Consider the following 24,151-nt stretch of genomic DNA (forward strand, 5'->3'; position numbering starts at 1 on the left):
AAACCAATCGTGAAACAACGGATAATCAGACCTGTTCCTCATTAAATATTCGTGTATTTAGAACTTTGTTCTATATGCAAGTAAAAAGGCGGGGTTTGTTTTCCCTGCCTTTTTTCCATCTATATACTTGAGGTTTAGTTTAAACATGTCCTCCATGTTTTGCGATTGGTTCATATTGAACTTATTGGAGGGAAATGCAAATGAGTATTGTAAGTGTGAAAAACTTAACCCATTATTATGGTGATAAATTAGTTTTTAAAGATATTGATTTCCGTCTCTTAAGGTCGGAGCGAGTTGGTTTAGTTGGACCCAATGGAGCGGGGAAATCGACACTTTTGAAAATTTTAACTGGGATGATTTTGCCTGATGATGGTACAATTGAATGGCTTCCAAATATCAGAGTAGGATTTTTGGAACAGCATACAGAATTGTTAGAAGGTTTGAGTATTCGTGATTATTTACGAAATGCCTTTCAACATTTATATAAGCTTGAAGAGGAAATGCTAGATATTTCAAGAAAAATGGAAACATGCAATGAAGAGGAATTAACGAGGCTTTTAAATCGCTTCGCCCATATTCAAGAGTTATTGGATCATCATAATTTCTATTTTCTTGACGCGAAAATGGATGATATTGCAAACGGACTTGGGATACAAGCACTTGGAATGGAGACGGATGTTTCATCTTTAAGCGGTGGACAAAGAACAAAGCTATTATTAGCTAATTTGCTGCTTAAGGAACCGGATATATTATTACTAGATGAACCAACTAACTATTTGGATGTTGCTCACATTGAGTGGCTCAAAGATTATTTGAGGAATTACCCAAATAGTTTTATCCTTATTTCTCATGATGTGGATTTCATGAATGAAGTAGTAAATGTCATTTATCATTTGGAAAACTTCCAGTTAACAAGGTATTTGGGTGATTATAATAAATTTATGGAAACGTATGAATTTCGCAGACAGCAGCAGTTAATTGCCTATGGCAGACAACGGGAGGAAATTCAGAAGCTGGAAAACTATATCCAAAAAAATAAAGCGCGGGCTTCCACTACTAAACAGGCGAGATCGCGTGAAAAGAAATTAATGAAAATGGAGCGTATCGAAAAACCGGATATTACTCCTAAACCAAGGTTCTATTTTAAAGTCAATGTTCGTGCGACAAGTAAAATAATTGAAACTAAGCAGTTGGAAGTGGGGTATGAAACACCGCTATTGCCTCCCATTAGTGTTATCCTAAAAAGAGGAGACAAAGTTGCTGTGACCGGACATAACGGGATTGGTAAATCAACCATGTTAAAAACAATCATGGGAGAATTAAAGCCCCATAGTGGAACGATTGAATTCGGTCAATATGTAAAACCCTCCTATTTTGCACAAGAGGAAAGCATGGAGTCTGAACTTACGCCATTGGAATATATCTGGGCCATGCATGAAAAAATGACACAAAAAGAAATTCGTCGCGCTCTTGCTCAGGCTGGATTAAAAAAGGACCAAGTTTTTCAGCCTTTGAAATCTCTGAGTGGCGGAGAACAAACGCGAGTGAGATTATGTCAGCTCATGCTGGAAGATAGCAATTGGCTTATCTTAGATGAACCTACGAATCATTTGGACGCAGTTGCGAAGGAAGTTTTAGCAAATGCGCTATCCCAATATGATGGTACTGTTCTATTAGTTTCACATGAGCCGGAATTTTTTCAAGATTGGGTAACGGATATATGGAATTTGGAAGAATGGAAGGGCAATAAAAGCTAATTTGCAAGTTTGAGTCGAAGGGCATCTATACTTATGTGAGATGTCCTTTTCTTAAATGAAATATTTGTTTATGAGATTTCCATGACATGTAAAAACAGCTATTAAAAGAAGGTGAAAATGTGGAACCTATTCAAGATCATTTAAAGGAGCATTTAGACGTAGTATTCGTTGGATTTAATCCAAGTATTAAATCAAGTGAAACCGGGCATCATTTTGCCAATCCAAACAACCGTTTTTGGAAAATTTTATATGAAGCTGGAATAACTCCCAGGAAGTATCTTCCTGAGGAAGATTTTACATTACTGGAACTAGGTTATGGATTAACCAATATCGTTGCAAGACCAACAAAAAGTGCGGATGAAATTACAAAGGAAGAGTACAAACAAGGAAAAGAAATACTGAAGCAAAAATTTCAGAAATTAAATCCGTTAATCGTTTGTTTTGTTGGAAAAGGGGTCTATCAAGAATACAGTGGAAAGCGCAACATTTCGTGGGGAGTCCAAGACACATCTATTGTATCTGGAACCATTGATTTTGTCGCGCCATCATCCAGCGGACTTGTTCGCATGAACATAAATGACATAATAGACATTTATAAGGAACTTCCAAAGCTAATAGCAACTTTAAAAGTTAATAATAAATGAGGGAAAGCATAAAAAGATACGTTTAAATACTGGGTTTTTGTAAAAAATATGGAACGGCGCCGAAATAATAACATTCAGATAAGAGGGTTAAAACTTCCACTTCCAACTTATTGAAACTGCTGATACCATCTCTCCTTTGCTTGGCAAATACAGCAATGAATGCAGCGCCGAGTTATTTGAAAAAAGTTAAGGGAATAAACCTGTCACGAATCCACTTCCGAATATTACTTACCCAAACCATAACATGAAAAATAATTTCTTTCCCAGAATAAATTTATTAAGCAAATATTCCTAATCATGAACAAAGTCCGGGGGTCAAAATAAATGATACCTATCTTACATGCTAAGGAGATAAATAATTTTCATGTTTAATGATAAAATACTAGGAACTTAACGGTGCAGCAGTTGTTGAAGAAATAAAGAAGAGGCTGGGACACAACGCAGTGAAAATCAAAAAAACGCATGAAATCAAATTTAAAAACCTTGATTTCATGCGTTTTTGCTTTCGTAGTTTTAACCAATTTTAATGTTTTTTTTACTTATGTCCCAGCCTCTTCTTTTCATTTTTCCTAGCAACTAATAATGAATCCAAATAACTTTATTTCTTTTGCTTAAAGGTTAATGCCAACAAAATAAAGAGAATTATAAGACTTACGCAAGTACCAACCTTATTCTGTGCATTAAACATAAAGGATACAAATATCGTAATTAAGCCGATTAAAGCAATGATTGTTGTAAACGGAAACCATTTAACCTGAAAGAAAGGTTTTTCCTTATATTTCGGTCGTAATTTTAATTGAGAGCAGCATATGCCAATCCAAATTAACATTATAGTGAATCCAGGTACGGTCATCATATAGTTGATGATTTTCTCCGGAGTTAAATATGCGAGGAAAACACCTACAAGAATAAGGAATCCAGTAATAAGTATGCCATTAATCGGTGTGCCGTTTTTAGACACCTTTAAAAACATTTCCGGTGCTTCCCCTGTTTGCGCCATAGAAAATAGGGTTCTAGAAGTTGCATAAATACCAGAATTGGCCGCGGATAAAACAGCCGTTAAAAGCACAAAGTTCATAATATTTGCTGCTCCTGGAAGTCCTGCAGTACTAAACACCTGAACAAATGGGCTATCAGCTCCTGATACTTTATCCCATGGAATGATTCCACAAATAATGAGAATTGGTAGAATGTAGAATATAAGCACTCTCCAAACGGTACCTTTTACAATTTTTGGCATAACCATCTTTGCGTTTTGTGTTTCTGTAACGGCCACCCCAATTAGTTCAGCACCTCCGTAGGAAAACATTACAACTAAAAAGGCACTAAATGTTCCTCCAAAACCGTGGGGGAAGAATCCGCCATTTGCGGTATAGTTCGATATTGGGTTGCTTATGGAACTCGGAAAAATACCAGTTAAAATAAGGCATCCTAGAATAATAAAGGCAATAAGGGCAAAAATTTTAATCCCTGCGAACCAAAATTCAAGCTCGCCATAAAATTTAACATGGAAAGAGTTGATTGCTAAGATCACCACTGCGCATAGAAGGCTTAAAAGCCATAATGGGATTGTGGGAAACCAATATTGAAGAAAGCTTCCTCCCGCCAATAATTCAACCGTTGTGACAATCACCCAATTAATCCAGTACAACCAACCGACTAAGAAAGAAATACGATGCCCGAATGCCTTATGTACTAAATGCTGTACATTCATTCCAGGATAGGCAATGGCCATTTCTCCTAATGCTGTCATGACGATTAAAAGTAATAGACCACCAACTAAATAAGCGAAAACAACACTTGGACCAGCAAGCGATAAGGTATCAGAACTGCCTTTAAATATACCTGTTCCAATCATTCCTGCAAGTGCAATAAACTGTACATGTCTCGGTAATAACCCCTTTTTTAAATCCTGTTGTTTTTTCTCCATGCTGCTCCTGCCTTTCTCACATAAAATAAAAATCCCTACCAGGAATAATCCTAGTAGGGACGACTTAATATCGCGTTACCACCCTATTTGTAAACAAATAAGCTTACCACTTCATTATCTTAACGATAGATAACCGTCTTATTCTTTAAGGAATAAGCTGCTCCAAGAATGAAATTCGCTACTTGCAAGTGTACTGATTTTCACCCTCCATCAGCTCTCTTTGGACAACATGCAAGAACTACTTTGTTCTCTTCAAAGCATTTATTATATGAAATATTCTAAATATCTTTTCAACGTTTGTACTTTTAAGCAATAAAGTATGTCTATTAATATAGCAAGATGCTCGTTAGGTGTCAATTGTTTTTATAATGTTTTTAAAATACGTAATGAAAATTGGGGAATAATAAAAGAAGTTTATGATTGGAGGTTATAATATGCCAGAGCTTCCTGAAATGGAAAACTATAAACTGCTTTTAAATCAATACATATTAGGTAAGACCGTTACAGATGTTCAAATTAATCGCGTTAAATCGATCAATGTTCCGCCAGAAGATTTTATCCGTAAAGTAAAACTGCATAAAATCACTTATATAGAGCGTCGGGCAAAACATTTATTATTTTATTTGGATAATGGAAATATTTTGTTATTGCATTTAATGCTAGGCGGATGGATGTATTATGGCGGTGCTGCAGATAAACCAAAAAGGACGGTGCAAGTTCAATTATCGTTTGGCGACCATCACCTATATTTCATTGGATTACGTCTGGGGTATTTACATATTCATGATGTGAAGCGCACAGCAGAGGTTCTTTCTGAATTAGGTCCGGAACCGTTAAGTAATGAATTTACCATGGAGGTGTTTCAAACTTTAATTAAAATGAAACACACTAAACTAAAATCAGTTTTGCTTGATCAAAATTTTTTATCTGGTATTGGGAATCGTTATTCCGATGAGATCTGTTATGAGGCGAAAATATTACCAATGAGAGGTCTTGATCAACTAGAAAAAGACGAAGTAATTATGCTGTATAAATCCATTAAAGAAGTATTAAAAACTGCAATTAACAATGGCGGATATATGGAACATCCATTTTTTAAGGGAGATACATTAACTGGAGGATATGAAGCTTTGTTAAACGTTCATGGGAGGGAAGGGGAAATATGTAAGCGATGCGGTTCCATCATCCAGATGGAAAACATATCTTCCCGTAAAACATATTATTGTAAAGGGTGTCAAATATAGTTGATAAACTTAAAAACATATTGGATTCGCATGTTTTACATGCATTTTTATCATTGATTGTATAGATGGATATGTCATTGCTGCGCGTATTTTGATATTTAGGGTGCATAAAGCGATTGCTAATCATTGGACTAGCTCGTAGAAATTCTCCCAATCTAAAAAAGCTATCTAGTATTTGCTATAATAATAAACAACAAGATTTACTTATTGAGGTGCAGCAATGGAATATAAAACAATCGGTATACTAGCACATGTCGATGCAGGGAAAACCACTTTTGCAGAACAGCTGCTTTTTCATACAAAGAGTATTTCGAAGCGAGGAAGAGTGGATCATCAAGACGCTTTTTTAGATTCTCATGATATAGAAAAAGCTAGGGGAATAACTGTTTTTGCTGATCAAGCTATATTTGATTTTCATGATTCGCATTATACATTAATTGATACTCCGGGACATGTTGATTTTTCACCGGAAATGGAACGAGCCATTCAAGTCATGGATTACGCAATTGTTGTAATTAGTGCCGTAGAGGGCGTAGAGGGACATACAGAAACAGTATGGAATTTACTTAAAAAGCATCATATTCCTACATTTTTCTTTATAAATAAAATAGATCGTGTCGGCGCGGATATCCAAAGAGTAATAAAGGATATCCAAATAAATTTAACAGAAGACGTTTGTCCTATCGATAAATGTTTCGTAAATGGTCAAATGGTAGAATCATTAAAAGAATTTTTAGCTGAGCGGAATGAAAGCTTGCTTGATGATTATTTGACGGGTAGATACGAGAGTAATAAGTGGTTCGTGGAAATAAGAAGGATGATAAAAAATAATATCGTTTTTCCTCTAGCTTCAGGATCCGCATTACAAGATACAGGGATTACTGACTTTCTGGAACAATTAGATGCATTAACCATTTCTGATTATGCTACAGAAACTTCATTCTCTGGAAGAGTTTATAAAATTCGATATGACGAAAGCGGCGCAAGAACGACTTTTATTAAAGCATTAAGCGGAACACTAAAGGTTAGAGATGAAATTGAATACGTACGGAATGACCAAAAGATAAGTGAGAAAATTACTCAAATTAGAAAGTATAGCGGAAAGAAATTTCAAGTTGTTGATAAGGTAGTAGCAGGTGAAGTATTTGCTGTTACAGGATTATCTGCTGTATCAGCAGGAGATGGGCTGGGTGTCCTTGAAGATAAGGCACTTTATGAAATGATTCCTACCCTTAAATCAAAGGTTATATTTGATCCTTCTTTAAATGTGAAAGAGGTATTAAAATGCTTTCGAATGTTGGATGATGAGGATCCTTCCTTAATGGTTATGTGGGAGGAGAAATTTAAAGAGATACATATCCATGTCATGGGAACCATTCAGCTTGAAGTTCTTGAACAAATTGTTCACGATCGGTTTGGTTTTAAAGTTCAATTTGCAAAACCTGAAATTCTATATAAAGAAACAATTGAATCAGAAGTAGTTGGGTATGGTCATTTTGAACCATTAAAACATTATGCGGAAGTTCATCTTCGATTAGAACCTGGTGAGAGACAAAGCGGAGTGACATTTGAAAGTGTCTGTCACCCAGATGATTTGCCATTTAGTTACCAAAATTTGATTCGTCATCATCTTTTTGAAAAAGAACATCGCGGAATTCTAACAGGCTCTGCGCTAACAGATATAAAAGTTACTTTATTATCCGGAAGAGCGCATATGAAACATACGAGCGGCGGGGATTTCCGAGAAGCTACTTTAAGAGCTTTACGACAAGGTTTGGAAAAGGCTAAGAACCTATTATTAGAGCCCTATTATGATTTTAAAATTAAGGTAGATATTGATCAAATGGGCAGAGTTCTGTCTGATGTGCAAAGTGCCCATGGGAATTTTGAAAATCCCGTGACGCTTGGAAATAAAGCTATCATCAGTGGAAAGGTTCCTGTTTCAACCTTTATGGATTATGGTACAGTTTTAGCCTCCTTTACCCAAGGACGAGGCACTATAAGTCTTGTATTTGGTGGATATTATCCCTGCCATAATCAGAATGAAGCAATAGAAAAAATTCAATATGATAAGGATGCTGATCCAGAATACACATCTTCTTCTATTTTTTGTGCAAAAGGTGCTGGCTACTCTGTTCCTTGGGATGAGGCAGAAGGTAAAATGCATTTGTTGAGGTAGTGGAAAGGTAGTATCTATAATTAATTTTATGCGCATGTGTAAATTGGTTTATAAAAATGTTAAATGGTATGTACGGATTTTTCTTTTTTGCAGTGAATTTAATTCATTAAGGAGCTGTTCCCTGTGAATATGCCATTGATTGAAGTTGCACCTCGGGATGATCTGTTTGACTCTGAAATAAATATACGAATTTCGAATCTATTATCAAAAGCTAAAATCTCAATAAAAGCTAATATGATGGACCAATTCGGCTATGATTGGGAATCATTTGCGAGCTTCCGTGCAAATGAAGCGGGGTGCATTGACATTAAGAACCAGACCCCATTCGAAGGAACTTATAAATCTGCTGATGGGATGGGGTTGTTCTGGTCAATGAAGCGGGTGCATAAAGCTGAAGGTATCTCAGACTCTTCTTTGGCTCCCCGATTTTTAGGGCTTGATTTTTATGTAGACGATCAGTTAATTAAAACCTTTACTTTAAAGAGGAGATTTATTGGTAAAAATGTTGTTCGTAAAGAAATTAGACAAAATGGATTAGTGGGAACTTATTTTTATCCTGTTGATGGAATAAAAAGGCAGGCGATTATTTACCTTGGCGGATCGGAAGGTGGACTAATGGAGCGCAAGCCAGCATTATTGGCTTCCCATGGATTTGCAGTGTTAGGACTTGCTTATTTTGGAAAGGAACAGCTTCCTTCAGAATTGATAGAAATACCATTAGAATATTTACAAACCGCTATAAAGTGGCTTTTGTCTCAAGCAGAGGTAGATGAAAGAAAGGGAATAAAACTAATTGGGATATCGAAAGGCGGAGAGCTGGCGCTTCTTGCAGCATCCATGTTTTATGAAGTAAGCGGTGTAGTCGGCATTGTTCCGAGTTCAGTTATTTACCCAGGATTAGGGTCGAAATTCAGCTCTTCCTGGTCATATAAAGGAAACCCTATCCCATTTTTAGATAAGCAAATTCCCGAACACATCCTTGATGAAAATCACCGCAAGCACATGCAAGCTATACCTATTCAATACCGAAATTTTTACCGTGCACGTCTGAGTCAAATCGTAGAAAAGCAAGATGCTATAATTCCGGTGGAAAGGATAAAAGGAGATGTGCTTATTATTTCTGGTGAGGACGATCAACTTTGGCCATCTGATATACACGGAGATATGATAATGGAACGACTTAGAAAGGCATCTTTTCCATATGGATTTGAACATTTGAAATATCGAGGTGCAGGTCACTCTTTTTATATTCCTCATTGGCCAACAGCAAACTGTACAGTTGGAGGATATGGACAAATCAAAATGGATCTAGGGGGAAATCCCGAGAAAGCAGCTTTTGCACAATCCGATTCGTGGCAGAAGATATTATCTTTTCTAGTTCAATAGTTGTATGTAATAACATACTATGCTTTGTTTTATCTATTTAATTAGCTGATAATATTAAATCAAATAAATAGTTTAATATATCATAAACATTGAATATTATGTATGATATCTCCTGAAAGCCAATAGTATGTTTTATAAATCTATTTAAAGTGTATAATAATAAAGATGTAATTAGAAAAAGTAATTAGAGGAATAGAGAGGAAGTAAGAATTAAATGAATATTACTGGACATACTATCGAAAAACTCGAGGACCCAACAGGAATATTAACTGGTGATCGTTATGAAATTATTCTAACTATAGAAGTTCCGGAAGATGATGAATTATATTCAGAGAACGGTTTATATATAAAGGCAATTTATGTTGTAGATGGTAGCCAATCACGTGTTGTGCAATACCAAATCTTTGAAAAAATTACGGATCGTTATCTTGAATTTGAGTTAGAAGAAGAGGAAGAAAAAATACTAGAGGGCTATTGTAAAGAACATATTAGTGAAATGTAAAAGGCGAAATTAAATTTGTACTTTTCGAAAAATATATTGACGCGGAATTTATTTATAGATATATTTTTTATAATTTATTAGAATGTACGATGTCCATGGAAATGAAATGCTTTGCCTCTCACTCTAACGTGTGAGAGGCAGTGGATAATAGGATTTTTACTATGATTGCAAGCTAAACCACAGAGTTATGATTTCATTCTGTGGTTTTTGTGTTCTTCAATCTTATCATGTCCAGTTGTTTTCTATCGCTTTAACTATTAAAAAGAGGTGAAAAATAATGATGAAATTAACTCCCTTTAAAAAAGGTCGACACAGTAGACTGTGAATGGCGCAGTCCATTAGCAGAATTAATACTAAACAGATGGGGGGTTGATGAGGGCTCTGTTTACTATTTTCGCTCATCTGCTAATTTTATATTTCTTTTTAAAAGAAGTGGGGTTACACACTTTGGTTTAATGATTCCTGTGAAAGAAAAGAGATATACGGCACATTTTATGCTGTTGTATTGGAGGCATTGCCGGGAAAAGAATTGGAACTAAAAGAGCTTTCTTCAAGACATTATTTTGCCTGGGGAAAGCTTTAGGTGCACTTCATCATTATTTAAAAAATATTCCTGATAACTTAAAGAAGAGGCGGCAAAATTGGAAGGATCAACTATTTATTTTACAGGAGGATTTACCGAAAACGGAGATTGCCGCTTTAGAGGAACGGCATTATCTAAAGTCTTGGGCAAATAGTTTGTAAACGGCAAATAATGAAATAGGATTAATCCATTTCGATTTTGAACTTGATAATCTCCGTTGGGAGAATCAAAGGATTGGTATTTTAGATGTTTGATGATTGCTCGATACTTTGGTACGCCGCAGGTATTAGTGCTTTACGTGAACTTTCAGAGACAGGTTTGGATCTGGGAAATCCATATGTAAAAGAATTTATCAACGGGTATAAGTCTGAAACAGTATTAAATCCAAAATGGATACAAATTTTAAATGTGGAAACGGAAGCATAATATTATTATGTTTACTGGACTGCTTCGCCTCTGTTGATATAGAGATGTCAGAATCTGAATGTTTAAATAACCTTACAAGAAACTTTTAGGCAAAATTACAAACTTCGACGAACATTCTTACAAAACCAGAAATGGAGATAATATAAAAAATCAACGTGTATTGATACGCTGATTTTCAAAGCTTGTTTTTAATGTTCATGATCGACCTCAATAGGCAAATTCTTTGGGGCGCTCGGGATTTCCTTTGATTTATAATGTATATCCTCGGATGATAATACATTAACGAATAATTGACCTCCAATTACTCTTGCTCGAATAAGCAGGGGTTGATTGTGAGGATTTTTAAATTTAAAATCTGGTCCATACCAGCTAACGGTAGCATCCCTGTTAGGTGGCACATATGGCACCCGCCTGCTATGGGAATAGCGTTCGACTATTTCGACGCTTGCTTTATCAACTGCATTAAATAATGTTGAAGATACTTGACAGATTCCCCCGCCAATACCTTCTGAAAGCTCTCCTCGAACAATTACAGGTGCTTTGAGATAACCTTTTGCTTTTGTACGCTTTCCAACCACTTTATTAAATGAGAAGGTTTCGCCTGGAAAAATAACATGACCATTTATAGCATTTGCTGCAAGTCGAATATTATGAGTCCGTTCCTTATTAGAGTTGTTAAAATAGGTAACATATCTGCTAATGCTTTTACTTCTTAAATTTTCAAGAAGTTCACTATCCACTCTTGGATAAATGGTTTGAAGTGGCACTTCAAACGAAGCTGATCCATTTTGAAAATATGATTGATAAAACATTTGCTTAAACCGGTAGGTATCCAATTTATAACCAGGTTTTTCGCTTATCATTTTTCCATTTTCCCCTATTGTTGCATTAATTGGATTTTTAAGGACTTTATTGCTTATTTGTTGTTCGTAGTAGTCATATTTTTCTTCGTTGATAACCGACTGATCAAAAGGAGGCAGTACAAAATCAGCTTTTTGCACTGAATGAAGCGTTTTACCATCCGATATTAAATGAATGCTGTTTTCTTCCGTAGGATAAAAGGATAATAATAATAAACTTAAGAAGAGTCTCATGTTCATTTAGCCTCCATAAAAAAAATACATTTACTTCTTGGTAAGTTTTATCAATGGGTCCATATTTATTTTCCAAGGCGAAATTGGTGAAGTTCTAATTAAATGAAAAGGAATTTTTGTTTTTACGGGACCAATGTTTTTTACGAGTAAGTTAACTTCGACCGGTATATCTGCTTCCAATGCAAACAAATTTGGTTCGTTAACAGACACCAGTTTCCAGTTTATGGATTCGATGTTGTTTATTTTCTTTACTTCTTTGTTAGCGTTTTGTTTATTGGTAATTGCCACTTTTTGGACTAAGCCTTGATCATTATTTTTAATAAATACCAAAAATGCAGTGGTTAATTGCTCTGGTGTAAGATCCCTTATAAAATCATCAATTGTTCCACCTGCTTTATGAATCATTACTTGATGAGATAAATCTGACTTTTCAGAGTGATGTGTTACACTGCCTTTAAAATGGATACAAAAATGGCCATTGAAACCATTATCCAATGCACCTGCACCATGAGGCATTCCATGCATAGAAGCGGCAATTAATTTAGTGTCAGTTTGAATGAGAATTGCCCTTCTTCTCCAGCTCCAATGACCGTTGTATATTTCCTTCATGATTTTCGTATCTTTTTTCGATAAAGGCTGTACATCAGCGTGATGTTGTCCTGCTCGTCTTTGAACACGAAAGCTTTTTCCTGTTTCAACATCGATAACGGTAAATATAGAGTATCGCGGCAAAATTTTATTTACTTTTTCCCAATGCAGCATTTCAATATGAAAATCTAAAGGGTATTCCTCGTTATTTGGCTCAGCTGCGTACGTAGGTGAAGATTTGAATCCCATAACCAAAAGGATTGATATAACTGCATAAATAATTTTTGTCATCTTTGTTCCTCGAGTTCACCATGAATTTACCATTATTTTTAACTATTAGTCGAGAAGAATAGCTTAAAAATATTGGAAATAGAGTTTTTAGGGTTCAAATAGGTTTTTATATGTTTTTTCTTTATGCTAACACTCGAATTTTTAAAGTAGAAACGTTCAATGAAATGAAAACAGAAAAGTTGCTCTGTAGAGCCTTTAGTGGTATTATTTGTCATACATTTGAAAAAAGGGGTAGATTTTAAGTGGTAAACAAAATAATTCTTGATGATACTACCATTTATGTAGAACATTACGAGGAAGAATACCTAAATGGACTTATAAAAATAACCGTTGATTTTAAAGTAACAAGTGAAGACTATCACGATATTGCTGTTCTCTTGTATAGAGAAACATTTGATATAAAAGTGCCTGAACGCGGTTTAGCATTTAGAGGCAATATTCAACAATACTCTACTTCTTTAACCAATTTATATAAGAAAGATCAGGTTGCTGACTACAAGGTTACTTTGCTGGAAAAAGTGAATGCAGAAAGCAGGTGAAAGGATGAAGCTAAGCATTTTAGATCAAGCTCCTATTTCAACGAATCAAACAGCGAGGGATGCTTTATTGGGTTCTGTTAAATTAGCACAAGCAGGTGAACAGTTAGGGTATACACGGTTTTGGATAGCAGAACACCATGATTTACCGGGGTTGGCATGTTCCGTACCAGAGGTGATGTTAAGCTATATTGGTGCGAAAACATCAAAAATAAGAATTGGATCTGGAGCTATTCTTTTACCTCACTATAAGCCGTATAAAGTCGCTGAAATCTTTAATATGCTTGCAACCTTGTTTCCGGATCGAATCGATATTGGAATTGGACGAGCTCCGGGTGGGTCTGCCCAAGTAACCAATGCGCTATCGGATAACTTTTTGCAAAATGTTTATAAAATGCCCATTCTCGTGAAAGATTTGCTGCATTTTCTGGATGATGATTATCCCTCAGAAAATAATTACGAAAAAATTCACGCTTCACCCATTCCGACTATTTCTCCTAGACCATGGCTTCTTGGCACAAGTAAAAAAAGTGCATTACTCGCGGCGGAATACGGCATGTCTTATACTTTTGGTCTATTTATGAGTGATCAAGAAGGTCAAGAAATTATACAGGAATATAAAAAAGCATTTCAGCCAAGAAAAGAATGGCATACACCACAGGTAATTCTTACTGTTTCCGCAATTTGTGCAGAAACAACGGAAAAAGCAGAAGAACTTGCTTTGAGTTCACTTGTTTGGTCTTTACAGAAAGAAGAAGGGGAAAGAAACAATGGGTTTCCATCAATAGAAGAGGCAAAAGAATATTTAAAGACTCATCCTCAATCTTTAAACAAGAATAAGATGATCATTGGAAACCCTCAAGAGGTAAAGAAGCAATTAACGGATTTGCAAGCTCTGTATGGAGCAGACGAAATAATGATTGTCACAATAACTCACTCTCTTCAAGATAAAATTCGTTCGTATGAATTAATAGCGAAAGCATTATTAGATTAAATTCTTGGCGTGATAACGGAACTTATGGTAGCTAGAGTTCTGTTTTTTTTTTACATTTTATATGGTGAATTTTTTTACAGGTATGATACAGTACCTAGGCATAAAGAAAGATAAAAAAGGAAAATCAGATTCATGCAAATTAGAATCTATTAAAATATTAAACAATATTTATTCAACCATTTTTTAACATAAAATTATATTTATATTTTATTCTTTTTTTATTGTTTCGAATAAATCCGCATAAATAATGATTACTTCTGTCGTGGTAAAAATGGTTATTATCTGGTATTTATTAAGGTCTAATGGATTAATTTTTGTTATAACAGAAAATTTGTTATATTCACAAAATGAAACAAAAGATTCATTTACTTTATTATATGAAAAAACTAAAATTTCCTTACAGCTTCACCATTTTATGTCTTTTAATCTAGTAAAAAGGGAGGAAAAAACAAATGAAAAAGCTTTTGAGAAAGGCAGAATTTAGCTTTGCCGCTGCATTAGTATCTTTTGGTGTTTTTGCAGCAACTTCGTCTGCGAGTGCACAAACGGTTTCAAGCCCTAAAAAGATTGATAGCGTTGTGGCGCACAACCCGATTCATTTTAAACATAACTCGGGTCATGCAAAACCAAATGCAGTTTCTGGTATTTTTAATCCTACAGACATTAAAAAGGCATATGGTATTGATCAGTTAAACAGAACGGGAAAAGGTCAAACGATTGCTCTTGTAGAGGCATATGGCAGCCCTACCATCGTAAATGATTTACAAGTATTTAATCAACAATTTGGTCTTCCAGCTGCAAATATTGAGGTGGTATATCCACAAGGAAAACCAAACACAGATGGTGGCTGGGCTCTTGAAACGGCACTAGATGTGGAGTGGGCCCATGCACTCGCTCCGGATGCAAAAATTATGGTTGTATCAGCAAAATCTGCATCAATCAGTGATCTTTTAGTTGCAGAAGATTATGCTACTAGCCATGGTGCTACAGTTGTTTCTAATAGTTGGGGAGGTTCTGAGTTTTCGGGAGAAGCTTCTTACGATAGTCACTTTAATCATGCTGGTATCACCTATCTTGCTTCTTCTGGAGATAATGGTCAAGGAAGCTCATGGCCAGCATCATCTCCTAATGTAGTAGCCGTTGGTGGCACAACACTCAACGTTACAAGTAATGGGGATTATAGTAGTGAATCTGCTTGGTCTGGCTCAGGTGGTGCATTAAGCTCCTATGAAACAAGACCGGCATATCAATCAAACTGGACAAATGTGGTTGGTTCTAAGCGGGGAATTCCTGATGTTTCGTTTGATGCTGACCCAAATACAGGTGTATATGTGTACACAAGTACTAGGAATCAAGGACAACAAGGTTGGTTCCAGGTTGGCGGTACTAGTTTCAGTGCACCAGCATGGGGAGCTCTAATTGCATTAGCAAACGAAGGGCATTCTCAATCTCTTTCAAGCTCAGAAGTTTTAAACAAAGTATATAGCTTAGCAGGTACGACTGGAAGTACAGGGTATAGAACTAATTATCATGATATTACAACCGGCAGTAACGGTTATGCCGCTCAAGCTGGATATGATGTGGTGACAGGAATTGGTAGTCCAATTGCTAACCAATTAGTTCCTGTCTTAAATACGAAGTAATTATTGTTTTAACATTAATATTTATAGTTGCTATAAAACTCTGCTTAAATGCAGAGTTTTTTTGTTCGCGAATAAATATAACAAATAATGTTAGGAAATCTAACAAATAAATTGAGATTCCTTTCTACATTTATGATAATAAAGAAAAGAAATTCTCGATGTTAAAGAGAAAGCGAGGAGGTAAAATGTCATCTTATAAGGATAAAAAAGTGATTACAATTGGAATTGTAAGTGAATTAACCGGACTTTCCGAAAGGCAAATTCGCTATTATGAGGATCGAAAATTGATTTTTCCAGAACGCACTAAAAAGGGAAGAAGAAAATATTCTTTCTCTGACGTGGAACGATTAATGGAAATTGCTAATAAAAGAGAAGAGGGAGTTCAGACTTTTGAAATAAAGAAGCAGCTACAAAGGCAAGATAATGAAAAACAAATTCGCGAAAAAATGCTGAAAGGACAAATAAATGCGCATTTTCGGATTAGGAAGTAAAGCGAGAATAACCGCCTTTTAGATTTTGGCGGTGATTCATCTTATCTACGCTCTACTCTTGCTTTATAAATGGTTTCTAACTCGCTTAAGGTGAGGTCATAGAGCTGTCTGTCTGAAACTTTATAAACTCCAGCGTTAAGCAATTTTTGAATATACATTTGCTTCTTTTTTTCTACTGCCTCACGTAAGAAATTCGCCATATTTTTGCCCCTTTCTATAATCATTTTCTACTATTCCAATATTTCTTAATCCAAAAGCGGAAAATTATCTTTACAAAAAAGTGGAAAGGATAGGAATTAAGATAGGGAATAATATTGCAGTTGTCGTCATCGCAGCACTGCCCATTGCTCCCTCTTCTTCGCCCCAAAGCATGGAACGGCTTGCTCCTAGCATTTGTGCGGAAGTCCCCATAGCTAATCCCTTAGCAGCTTTGCTGTTTATGCCGATTTTTTTTAATAAATTTGGTCCGGAGATTAAGGAAAATATACCTGTTATCATAACAAAAATGACTGTGATGGAGGCTGTTCCCCCTAAATCATTTGACACAGTTAAAGCAATCGGAAGTGTTACAGACCGCGGAATTAAGGAAGCGGTCATAAGATGGTTCAAATGAAACGCTTTAGCCATTAAGATAACGGAGATAATGCCCAGAATTGTTCCAGTGACAACCCCAATACTAATCTTCCTAAAGTTTTGTTTTATAAAGTTCCATTGTTTATATAAAGGGATAGCTAATGAAACGACCGCTAATTGTAAAAATGGTTGAAAAATCACGCTGCCTCTTTGGTACGTTTCTGCATGAATGTGAAATAAAAATAAGAATATTAGTATAAAAATAGTTGAAGTGTATAAAGGATGGAGCCAGCTTCTTTTATATCTATTGTAGATCATGCTGCCAAGCGAGTATCCTAGGATGGTGAAAGCGGTACATATAATAATTTCATTCAGTATCATCATTTATTATTCCTCCCTTTTTGTTTTTCGTACCATTCTACCGAATACGCTGTACCTAACATACAGATAAGACTGCTGAAAATTAAGATGGTAATAATACTCCAATGTAGGAGCGTTAAGAAAGTAGGAGATAAACACATACTGATTATTAATGGGATGAATAGTAAGGTCAAATGCTTTAGATTAAATACTGCCATTTTTTCCACCCATTCTAGCTTTATGATTCCTGAAAGTAACAGAAGAAAGAGGAGAATCATTCCGATGATGCTTCCAGGAATATGGATCGTTAAAAATCTCGTTATAAGCTGACCAACCAAAAGGAAACTGATTATGAGCAGTAATTGGCTAAATGTTCGAAATATCATATTATTCTCTCCCTCATCAAAATTTCCGTTTGTTTAAGGGTAAATGATAATTTCCTATCTGTCATTTATGATGTAAGGAAAACTAACAAGGTTTTTATTCTCATTAAATCCTGAGATTTCTTTGTTTATGAAAATTTCAAATAATATAGTATAATAATAGAATAAATACACTATAGAAATTGAGGAGAGAACAGTCATGAAAAATGCTTTTTTTGTACATAATCGTCAAAGCTTATATGAAAAATTAGAAGATCAAAGCTTGCTTGTATTATTTGCGGGTAATGCACCTCAAAAATCTGCGGATGAGGCCTATAAATTTGTTCCAAATCGAAATTTTTATTATGTAACGGGAATTAATGAACCGAACAATATTTTTCTTGCCATAAAGAAAGATAATCAAGTAGAGGAGCACTTATTTATTGTAAAATCAGACCCTGTTCTAGAAAAATGGGTAGGAAAAACGATTTCTGTTGAAGAGGCTAAAGAACTATCTGGCGTAGAAAGTATTCAATTTACCGAACAATTTCAAGCATTTTTCGCAAGAACTGTTGCTTCCTTACAAACAGCTAATGTTTATCTTGATTTAGAAAGAAGCGAGTTAGATACTTTAACTACAAAATCTCAGCAATTTGTAAGGCAAGTTCAAACAAACTATCCATTCTTGCAAGTGAAGAATGTGTATCCAATTATCTGTGATTTAAGACTTTATAAAAAGCCGGAAGAAATTGAGGAAATTAGACGTGCAATCGAAATCACTAAAAAGGGTATATATAACCTGATGAGTAATGCCAAACCTGGTATGAAAGAATACCAGCTAGAAGCATATTTTGACTTTGTGTTGAAAACTGAAGGAGTTAAAGATTTTGCTTTTAATACTATTGTTGCAAGCGGCCAAAATGGAACCGTTCTTCATTATGATAAAAATGACGCAGTAGCAGAAGATGGCAGCCTTGTACTTCTTGATCTAGGTGCTCAGCATAACTACTATAGTGCTGATATCAGTTTTACTTTCCCTGTTAATGGTAAATTTACAGAAAGACAAAAAACTTTTTATAATATCGTGTTAAGAGCATTAAGAGAAACAACGGAGCTCATTAAGCCAGGTGTTCCATTTATTCAATTAAACGAACATACGAAAAAAGTGTTAGCAGAAGAATGTATGAAACTAGGGTTAATTCAGGAAGAAAGTGAAATCAGCAAATATTATTATCATGGTGTCAGCCATTCATTAGGTCTTGATACTCATGATGTCGGAAATTATCGTGATAAAGTTTTAGAGCCTGGTATGGTGTTAACAGTGGAACCGGGATTATACATTGAAGAAGAAGGCATCGGCATTCGTATTGAAGATGATATATTAGTAACAGAAGATGGTTATGAAAATCTTTCCAAAGATATTATCCGTTCTGTTGAAGAAATTGAAGCATTTATGAATAAATAATTAATTTCCCTCTCTTGTAGAATAATACGAGAGAGGGTTTTATTTTGTTTGTTTTCGCCAAAGGAGTGGAATTTATGAAAAAATTTACCATTATATTTCTCGCGAGTGCATTTATCCTGTTTATGGCAATTTTACTGGTAATTTATCTAGTAAAAGGTGATACCTCCCGCTGGCAGGTTGCATTAGGTGGAATGATAGTTGGTGCAATCCCGATTGGCTTATTATTTTTAAAGGAGAATCCCTTTAACATTCCAACTATTATTGGATATTATGTGTTTTTATTTTGCTCTAGCTATTTAGGGTCGATAGCAAGTTTTTATCTACATTATAAATGGTGGGATAGCGCTGTTCATCTTTATAAGGGGATATATATTGGGGGGCTTGGCATTACTTTAATCAAGGTATTTATCCGGAAGTCGGCTACTGAAAATATTTCCCGATGGATTATTTTTCTTTTTGTCGTTTCTTTATCAGTAACTGCAAGCATATTATGGGAAGTGTATGAATTTTTGGGAGACCGGTGGGTTACACATACCATGCAGCGTGGCGGCAATACAGATACGATGCTTGATTTACTTGCCGGGCTTTTGGGCGGATTATTGATTGCTATTTACGGTGCTATGCGCAAACATCAAGTTTAATTTCTGAGGTGATTTAGTGAATCGAAAAATCGTACTATTTATAAGCTTGTTATATATAGTTTTTATGGGGGTTATGGCATTTTACTTTTTTCCTGCTGGTGAATCAAAAAAGGCTTGGGTTGCTGTTGGGGGAGTTGTTTGTGGTGCTATCCCTTTATTACTAGCGCTTTTTACGAAGTTAAAATTTAATTTACCTATCATTATTTCCTATTTTATCTTTTTATTCGGTTCCCAAGTTTTAGGATCCATTCGAGGTTGGTATGGACTAGGGTGGTGGGATACCTTTATTCATTTTATTAGTGGCGGTATTCTTGCCTTTACTGCTATTGCCCTATATGAAAGGCTTGTACACAGGAATGCAGGGAATGATATCTCCCCATGGTTTATCTTTTTGTTTGCATTCGGTTTTACAGCACTTGGTGGAGTGTTGTGGGAGACGTATGAATTCAGCTGTGACCAATTTTTTGGAACGACCATGCAAGGCGGCGGAAATACGGATACAATGACAGATTTAATAGCGGATATCGTTGGCGGGTTAGTGATTTCTATTTATTCCTGGATTAGAACCTATATTAAGTTGAAGAAGCAAAAAGGTGAATAGTTTCATACTATATTCGAAATAATGCGGGGGGATAAGATGGATATCAAAATCGCCAGGACGAATATAAATGAAGCACAGGAATTATATGCCATTCAAAAACAAGCATTTCAATCCGATTTAGAAAGGTATAGTGATTATAAAACAAATCCAGCAGCTGAAACGATGAACTCCTTCTTACAAAGGATAATTTTTTCGTACCATTACACTATTTATATTCATGATAAAGTTGCTGGTTCTATTGATATTAGAAGAATTTCAGACGATCATTTCGTGGTGAATCAAATTTGCTTAAACCCAGATAGGCAAAATCAAGGATATGGATCGAAAATCATGAAGATGATTGAAGAGATGTTTCCGAATGTGAAAAATTGGAGCTTAAAAACACAGAAGGATAACGAAAAAAATCGACATTTTTACGAAAAAGCAGGCTATACCTTAACTGGCGAGCAAAAAATGAATCATTTGCTCACACTAGTGGATTACGAAAAGAGAATTAGATGATTAGCGATTCCATCTTTGATGGAATGCGGCAATAAAAGTTAAATAACATAAATATCCAATAAAAGAATAAGTATGTTTCCATGTGTTGAGATGGATGAAAAAACCAAATGTTTCTGATAATCGTTCGAATAAAGACATGAATAAACTGATGATCAAAATAAACCATATTCTTTGCCACGATTTTAATTGATTATGAATAAGAAGAAACGAGCAGGTTAGAATAGGGAGCCCTACAAGAGTAAAAGCGATGTTAAGTTGGAAAATTTCAGGGAATGGACGTTTTGGAAAAACATACAATCCTTTACCGACAAAGTATAAATCTAGATAAGTACCAATAAGTGCGGTAACCAGAATAGTGGCTAGAAAGGCATTAATAGAAGTGCGAGATGGCTTTTTTGGCGTTTGCCGCAAGCTCCAGTCTTTCAAGTGTCTTACAATAATCTTCTTCAATTTTATCCTCAACCTTTTCGTTTTCTTCGATTAAGTAGTGAATAATTTTCCAGTTATTATACCAATCCTCTATTTCAGCAGGTGAATGGTTTACATTCTTCCAGGCAAATTCTAATTTTGGACTGTATATTTTTGTTCTCCAGGCAGTAATTGGCATGATTTTAATTTTGGTTTCCATATACTTCCTGGAAATCCTTCGTCCACATCATTAAATATCTGTGGCCAATAGTCTTTTCTGGAACCGGTATGGGGATTTGTGTTTGCCCAGTTTTCGATCATCTTTAAGCGTGATTGATTTCCGAATAAAATGGAATAAAGTCGCTTTCCTAATAAAATACGCTCATGAAGGCTTTCGAAATGATGGAGAGTTTGCCCCACTAAGACTAACTTATCTTGATATATATAAGGAAATAAAATATGATTCATGGAAAGCATGTCTTGTAGTTTATATTCAATGGAGCCAAAAATCGCTTTTTTATAAATCGGATTTCTCAAGATTCGTATTTCCAAATAGTTTTGTTCATTAATAATTTGAGAAATCGTAAGGATTTCCGTATCACGATATTCCCAAAAATAACTCCAAATCACTTCCATAAAAACGGATACATGAAATTGGCTTAAAAGATAAAATAAGTTTTGGTTTCTTTTTATACTTTCTTGGTAAAGCAAAAATTGCGGATACACATCCTGAAAAATTAACCAATTCCCTCTCTCTAAAAAAGCAAAAAAAGATTCGGCTTCTTTTGGAGACAATAATCGTGAGAGCAGACCGCCTTTTAAATCTGTCATATTCCAGCCGCCATTACGAGAAACCATATGTCCAAGAAAGGCCCAATGGATTTCAGGATGCTGATTGTAAAAATCCAAATATGCTTTTGTCCTCGTTATATTATTCTTATTTAAGCTGTATGTTTTCTCTTGTATATCTTGGATAAGCAAGGCTTGATTGCTCGTCAGCTTTACTTCCCCTGAGGATAGTTTCCCTATTTTTTTTAAATCCTGTTTAATTTTTATTAAAGTCTTTTTTGGCAATTGTAACTGCATCGGGTTTCTAACCTCCCATTCTGCAATCCTTTCGAATATTGAGAAACTGGTTATTATCATTTTATTAATGAAATTCAATTTCATGTTATTATTGCAGTCAAATAGTGTGAAAACATAAATAACAAGGCAATGCCTTGTTATTTTAAAAACATCTTGATTTTTTTTAGACCATTTTTTACGTTTGGATAGCGAAAAGGAATATCAAATAATGTTGTTTGATATAATATACTTTTTTGGTGAGAGAAGGTATCGAAGCTGCCTTTTCCATGATAGGCGCCTATGCCGCTATTTCCAACTCCACCAAAGGGCAAATAGGGAGAGGCAAAATGATAGACTGTGTCATTTACGCAACCGCCACCAAAGGAAATATTCCGTAGGACATCACTCTTTACAGTTTCATTTTCTGTAAAAAGATAGAGGGATAGCGGTTTTGGATGTTTCTGGATTTCCTCTAAAATCTGATCCAGTTGGTTATATTCAAGTACTGGAAGAATCGGCCCGAAAATTTCATCCTGCATAATAGGGTCATTCCAAGATATATTGTTAATAACAGTAGGCTCTAGTTTAAGATGATCTGGGTCCATATTTCCGCCCATTATTATAGTTCCATTTTTTAAAAAGCCAGTTAATCTATTAAAATGTTTTTCACTAACAATATGGGTGAAGTGTTCATTTTGCAATGGTTTTTCTCCATATAATTCCTTCAAAGCTTCTTTTAAATGAAATAAAAACTCATTCTTAATCCGATTATGAAGATATAAATAATCAGGTGCAATACACGTTTGACCTGCATTCATAAACTTCCCCCAGGCAATACGCTTTGCCGCAAGCTTTAGCTTGGCGTCTTCATGCACGATGCAGGGACTTTTTCCTCCTAGCTCTAATGTTACAGGTGTTAAGTTTTTTGCCGCAGCCTCCATTATGATTTTTCCGACAGCTACACTGCCTGTAAAAAAAATATAATCGGATTTCTCTTGTAAAAGTGCTGTACTTGTCTCTATCCCTCCTAATACAACCGCGATATATTCTTCTGGAAAAATATCATTGATTATTTTAGCGATTATTTCGGATGTTTTTGGCGTTAACTCAGAAGGCTTTATGATGGCACAATTCCCAGCTGCAATAGCTCCAATTAATGGCGCGATCGCTAATTGAAATGGATAATTCCATGGAGCAATAATAAGTGCAACTCCATATGGTTCCGGATAAATGAAGCTCCTAGATCCTATATGAGTTAAAGGTGTTTTTACTCTTTGTGGTTTGCTCCAACCTTTAAGATGTTTTATGGTATAACGGATTTCTTCTAGTACTACTCCAATTTCTGTTGAATAAGAATCAAATTCAGATTTATTTAAGTCGGATTTAAGTGCGTTCATTAATGCTTTTTCATGTGATCGTATTGCAGTTCTTAACTTTTGGAGCGCCTCTAAACGAAATGAAATATCCTTAGTGCAGTTGGTGCGAAAATATGCACGTTGTCTTTTTATTAGTAAACTGTAATTTTCCATGGAACCCTCCACTATTAAATACTAGTACTTGTTAATTCTCAGCTGTTTCTTTCGGTCATTTTTATGCTTATCATTTTACCAAAGCAGGGCTAATATCTTTAAAATTCTGGGTATGAACTGTTAGATTTATGAAGATCCAGTTAAGTTTATGTATAATCATATTAAAGTTAAAATTTTCCATATCTTTTTTCTACTCTCACCCATTTCCGAAAGGGGAGGGAAAAAGGAAGCTAGAAAAAAGAAACTGGTGGAATCCTATTGAAACTACAAAATTAATAACTTTATTGTTACTGGAATTACATTTTTATATGATATTATTCACTGAAAGTCATTAGTTAATGCATAAAATTCAAATGCA

Annotated in this window: 23 protein-coding genes, 1 pseudogene and 1 other annotated feature; of the genes and pseudogenes, 15 read left to right on the forward strand and 9 right to left on the reverse strand. The window is 35.2% G+C overall.

Annotation, left to right across the window (positions count from 1 at the left end; all coding sequences use genetic code 11):
* The first annotated feature begins 200 nt into the window (after window positions 1–200).
* Window positions 201–1,757, forward strand: a complete 1,557-nt coding sequence (locus CWO92_RS07180; RefSeq protein WP_101353541.1) for an ABC-F family ATP-binding cassette domain-containing protein — start codon at window positions 201–203, stop codon at window positions 1,755–1,757.
* A 119-nt stretch (window positions 1,758–1,876) separates the two neighbouring features.
* Window positions 1,877–2,401 carry a mismatch-specific DNA-glycosylase gene (locus tag CWO92_RS07185; RefSeq protein ID WP_101353542.1) on the forward strand — a complete coding sequence of 175 codons (525 nt, stop codon included), beginning with the start codon at window positions 1,877–1,879 and terminating at the stop codon, window positions 2,399–2,401.
* Between the two features lie 598 nt (window positions 2,402–2,999).
* Here CWO92_RS07185 and CWO92_RS07190 read toward each other — a convergent pair.
* Window positions 3,000–4,331: an amino acid permease gene (locus CWO92_RS07190; protein ID WP_101353543.1), complete on the reverse strand. Its 1,332-nt coding sequence runs from the start codon at window positions 4,329–4,331 to the stop codon at window positions 3,000–3,002.
* Window positions 4,332–4,383: 52 nt separating this feature from the next.
* Window positions 4,384–4,596: a binding site (T-box leader), on the reverse strand.
* Between the two features lie 169 nt (window positions 4,597–4,765).
* Between CWO92_RS07190 and mutM the strand changes: the two genes are divergently transcribed.
* The 5 genes from mutM to CWO92_RS07215 all read left to right on the forward strand — a co-directional run bounded on the left by mutM (window position 4,766) and on the right by CWO92_RS07215 (window position 10,651).
* A complete protein-coding gene (gene mutM, locus CWO92_RS07195; protein WP_101353544.1) occupies window positions 4,766–5,575 on the forward strand; it encodes a DNA-formamidopyrimidine glycosylase in 810 nt (269 codons plus the stop codon).
* A 220-nt stretch (window positions 5,576–5,795) separates the two neighbouring features.
* Window positions 5,796–7,754 carry a GTP-binding protein gene (locus CWO92_RS07200; RefSeq protein WP_101353545.1) on the forward strand — a complete coding sequence of 653 codons (1,959 nt, stop codon included), beginning with the start codon at window positions 5,796–5,798 and terminating at the stop codon, window positions 7,752–7,754.
* A gap of 129 nt (window positions 7,755–7,883) precedes the next feature.
* Window positions 7,884–9,140: an acyl-CoA thioesterase/bile acid-CoA:amino acid N-acyltransferase family protein gene (locus tag CWO92_RS07205; RefSeq protein ID WP_235851584.1), complete on the forward strand. Its 1,257-nt coding sequence runs from the start codon at window positions 7,884–7,886 to the stop codon at window positions 9,138–9,140.
* A 214-nt stretch (window positions 9,141–9,354) separates the two neighbouring features.
* Entirely contained in the window at window positions 9,355–9,642 is a 288-nt protein-coding gene (locus tag CWO92_RS07210; RefSeq protein WP_101353547.1) for a DUF6509 family protein, read from the forward strand.
* A gap of 829 nt (window positions 9,643–10,471) precedes the next feature.
* Window positions 10,472–10,651 carry a hypothetical protein gene (locus tag CWO92_RS07215; protein WP_101353548.1) on the forward strand — a complete coding sequence of 60 codons (180 nt, stop codon included), beginning with the start codon at window positions 10,472–10,474 and terminating at the stop codon, window positions 10,649–10,651.
* 188 nt (window positions 10,652–10,839) lie between these two features.
* Here the strand turns inward: CWO92_RS07215 and CWO92_RS07220 are convergent, their stop codons facing one another.
* Both CWO92_RS07220 and CWO92_RS07225 read right to left on the reverse strand, forming a co-directional pair.
* Window positions 10,840–11,745: a VanW family protein gene (locus tag CWO92_RS07220; protein ID WP_101353549.1), complete on the reverse strand. Its 906-nt coding sequence runs from the start codon at window positions 11,743–11,745 to the stop codon at window positions 10,840–10,842.
* A 30-nt stretch (window positions 11,746–11,775) separates the two neighbouring features.
* Window positions 11,776–12,624 carry a hypothetical protein gene (locus CWO92_RS07225; RefSeq protein ID WP_101353550.1) on the reverse strand — a complete coding sequence of 283 codons (849 nt, stop codon included), beginning with the start codon at window positions 12,622–12,624 and terminating at the stop codon, window positions 11,776–11,778.
* A 242-nt stretch (window positions 12,625–12,866) separates the two neighbouring features.
* Here CWO92_RS07225 and CWO92_RS07230 point away from each other — a divergent pair, with 242 nt between their 5' ends.
* The 4 genes from CWO92_RS07230 to CWO92_RS07250 all read left to right on the forward strand — a co-directional run bounded on the left by CWO92_RS07230 (window position 12,867) and on the right by CWO92_RS07250 (window position 16,288).
* The gene (locus CWO92_RS07230; protein WP_101353551.1) at window positions 12,867–13,163 is read left to right on the forward strand and encodes a DUF3219 family protein; all 297 of its coding nucleotides are present in this window, start codon (window positions 12,867–12,869) and stop codon (window positions 13,161–13,163) included.
* A 4-nt stretch (window positions 13,164–13,167) separates the two neighbouring features.
* A complete protein-coding gene (locus CWO92_RS07235) occupies window positions 13,168–14,154 on the forward strand; it encodes an LLM class flavin-dependent oxidoreductase (protein ID WP_101353797.1) in 987 nt (328 codons plus the stop codon).
* Between the two features lie 452 nt (window positions 14,155–14,606).
* Window positions 14,607–15,797, forward strand: coding sequence for a S53 family peptidase (locus CWO92_RS07245; RefSeq protein WP_101353553.1), 1,191 nt, complete (start codon window positions 14,607–14,609; stop codon window positions 15,795–15,797).
* Window positions 15,798–15,982: 185 nt separating this feature from the next.
* Complete coding sequence (locus CWO92_RS07250) at window positions 15,983–16,288, forward strand: MerR family transcriptional regulator (RefSeq protein WP_101353554.1); 306 nt, start codon at window positions 15,983–15,985, stop codon at window positions 16,286–16,288.
* A 41-nt stretch (window positions 16,289–16,329) separates the two neighbouring features.
* Here the strand turns inward: CWO92_RS07250 and CWO92_RS07255 are convergent, their stop codons facing one another.
* The 3 genes from CWO92_RS07255 to CWO92_RS07265 all read right to left on the reverse strand — a co-directional run bounded on the left by CWO92_RS07255 (window position 16,330) and on the right by CWO92_RS07265 (window position 17,607).
* Window positions 16,330–16,488, reverse strand: a complete 159-nt coding sequence (locus tag CWO92_RS07255; protein ID WP_101353555.1) for a Fur-regulated basic protein FbpA — start codon at window positions 16,486–16,488, stop codon at window positions 16,330–16,332.
* A 70-nt stretch (window positions 16,489–16,558) separates the two neighbouring features.
* Window positions 16,559–17,245, reverse strand: a complete 687-nt coding sequence (locus CWO92_RS07260; protein ID WP_101353556.1) for an LrgB family protein — start codon at window positions 17,243–17,245, stop codon at window positions 16,559–16,561.
* Entirely contained in the window at window positions 17,242–17,607 is a 366-nt protein-coding gene (locus CWO92_RS07265) for a CidA/LrgA family protein (protein ID WP_101353557.1), read from the reverse strand. Before CWO92_RS07265 ends, CWO92_RS07260 begins: the two co-directional genes overlap by 4 nt.
* Before the next feature lie 196 nt (window positions 17,608–17,803).
* Between CWO92_RS07265 and CWO92_RS07270 the strand changes: the two genes are divergently transcribed.
* From CWO92_RS07270 to CWO92_RS07285, 4 genes are all read left to right on the forward strand, one after another.
* Window positions 17,804–19,048, forward strand: coding sequence for an aminopeptidase P N-terminal domain-containing protein (locus CWO92_RS07270; protein ID WP_101353558.1), 1,245 nt, complete (start codon window positions 17,804–17,806; stop codon window positions 19,046–19,048).
* A 74-nt stretch (window positions 19,049–19,122) separates the two neighbouring features.
* Window positions 19,123–19,689, forward strand: a complete 567-nt coding sequence (locus tag CWO92_RS07275; RefSeq protein ID WP_101353559.1) for a DUF2238 domain-containing protein — start codon at window positions 19,123–19,125, stop codon at window positions 19,687–19,689.
* 16 nt (window positions 19,690–19,705) lie between these two features.
* The gene (locus CWO92_RS07280; protein WP_101353560.1) at window positions 19,706–20,290 is read left to right on the forward strand and encodes a DUF2238 domain-containing protein; all 585 of its coding nucleotides are present in this window, start codon (window positions 19,706–19,708) and stop codon (window positions 20,288–20,290) included.
* A gap of 36 nt (window positions 20,291–20,326) precedes the next feature.
* The gene (locus CWO92_RS07285) at window positions 20,327–20,791 is read left to right on the forward strand and encodes a GNAT family N-acetyltransferase (protein ID WP_158175849.1); all 465 of its coding nucleotides are present in this window, start codon (window positions 20,327–20,329) and stop codon (window positions 20,789–20,791) included.
* On the opposite strand, the gene CWO92_RS07290 is transcribed toward CWO92_RS07285, so the two are convergent.
* From CWO92_RS07290 to CWO92_RS07300, 3 genes and pseudogenes are all read right to left on the reverse strand, one after another.
* Window positions 20,792–21,241 carry a CBO0543 family protein gene (locus tag CWO92_RS07290; RefSeq protein ID WP_235851572.1) on the reverse strand — a complete coding sequence of 150 codons (450 nt, stop codon included), beginning with the start codon at window positions 21,239–21,241 and terminating at the stop codon, window positions 20,792–20,794.
* Window positions 21,162–22,285: pseudogene (locus CWO92_RS07295) on the reverse strand (DUF2515 family protein). Before CWO92_RS07295 ends, CWO92_RS07290 begins: the two are co-directional and overlap by 80 nt.
* Window positions 22,286–22,422: 137 nt before the next feature.
* A complete protein-coding gene (locus CWO92_RS07300; RefSeq protein ID WP_101353562.1) occupies window positions 22,423–23,793 on the reverse strand; it encodes an aldehyde dehydrogenase in 1,371 nt (456 codons plus the stop codon).
* Window positions 23,794–24,151: the final 358 nt, after the last annotated feature.

It is taken from the genome of Heyndrickxia camelliae (assembly GCF_002844575.1).
In the GTDB taxonomy this organism is placed as follows: domain Bacteria; phylum Bacillota; class Bacilli; order Bacillales; family Bacillaceae_C; genus Margalitia; species Margalitia camelliae.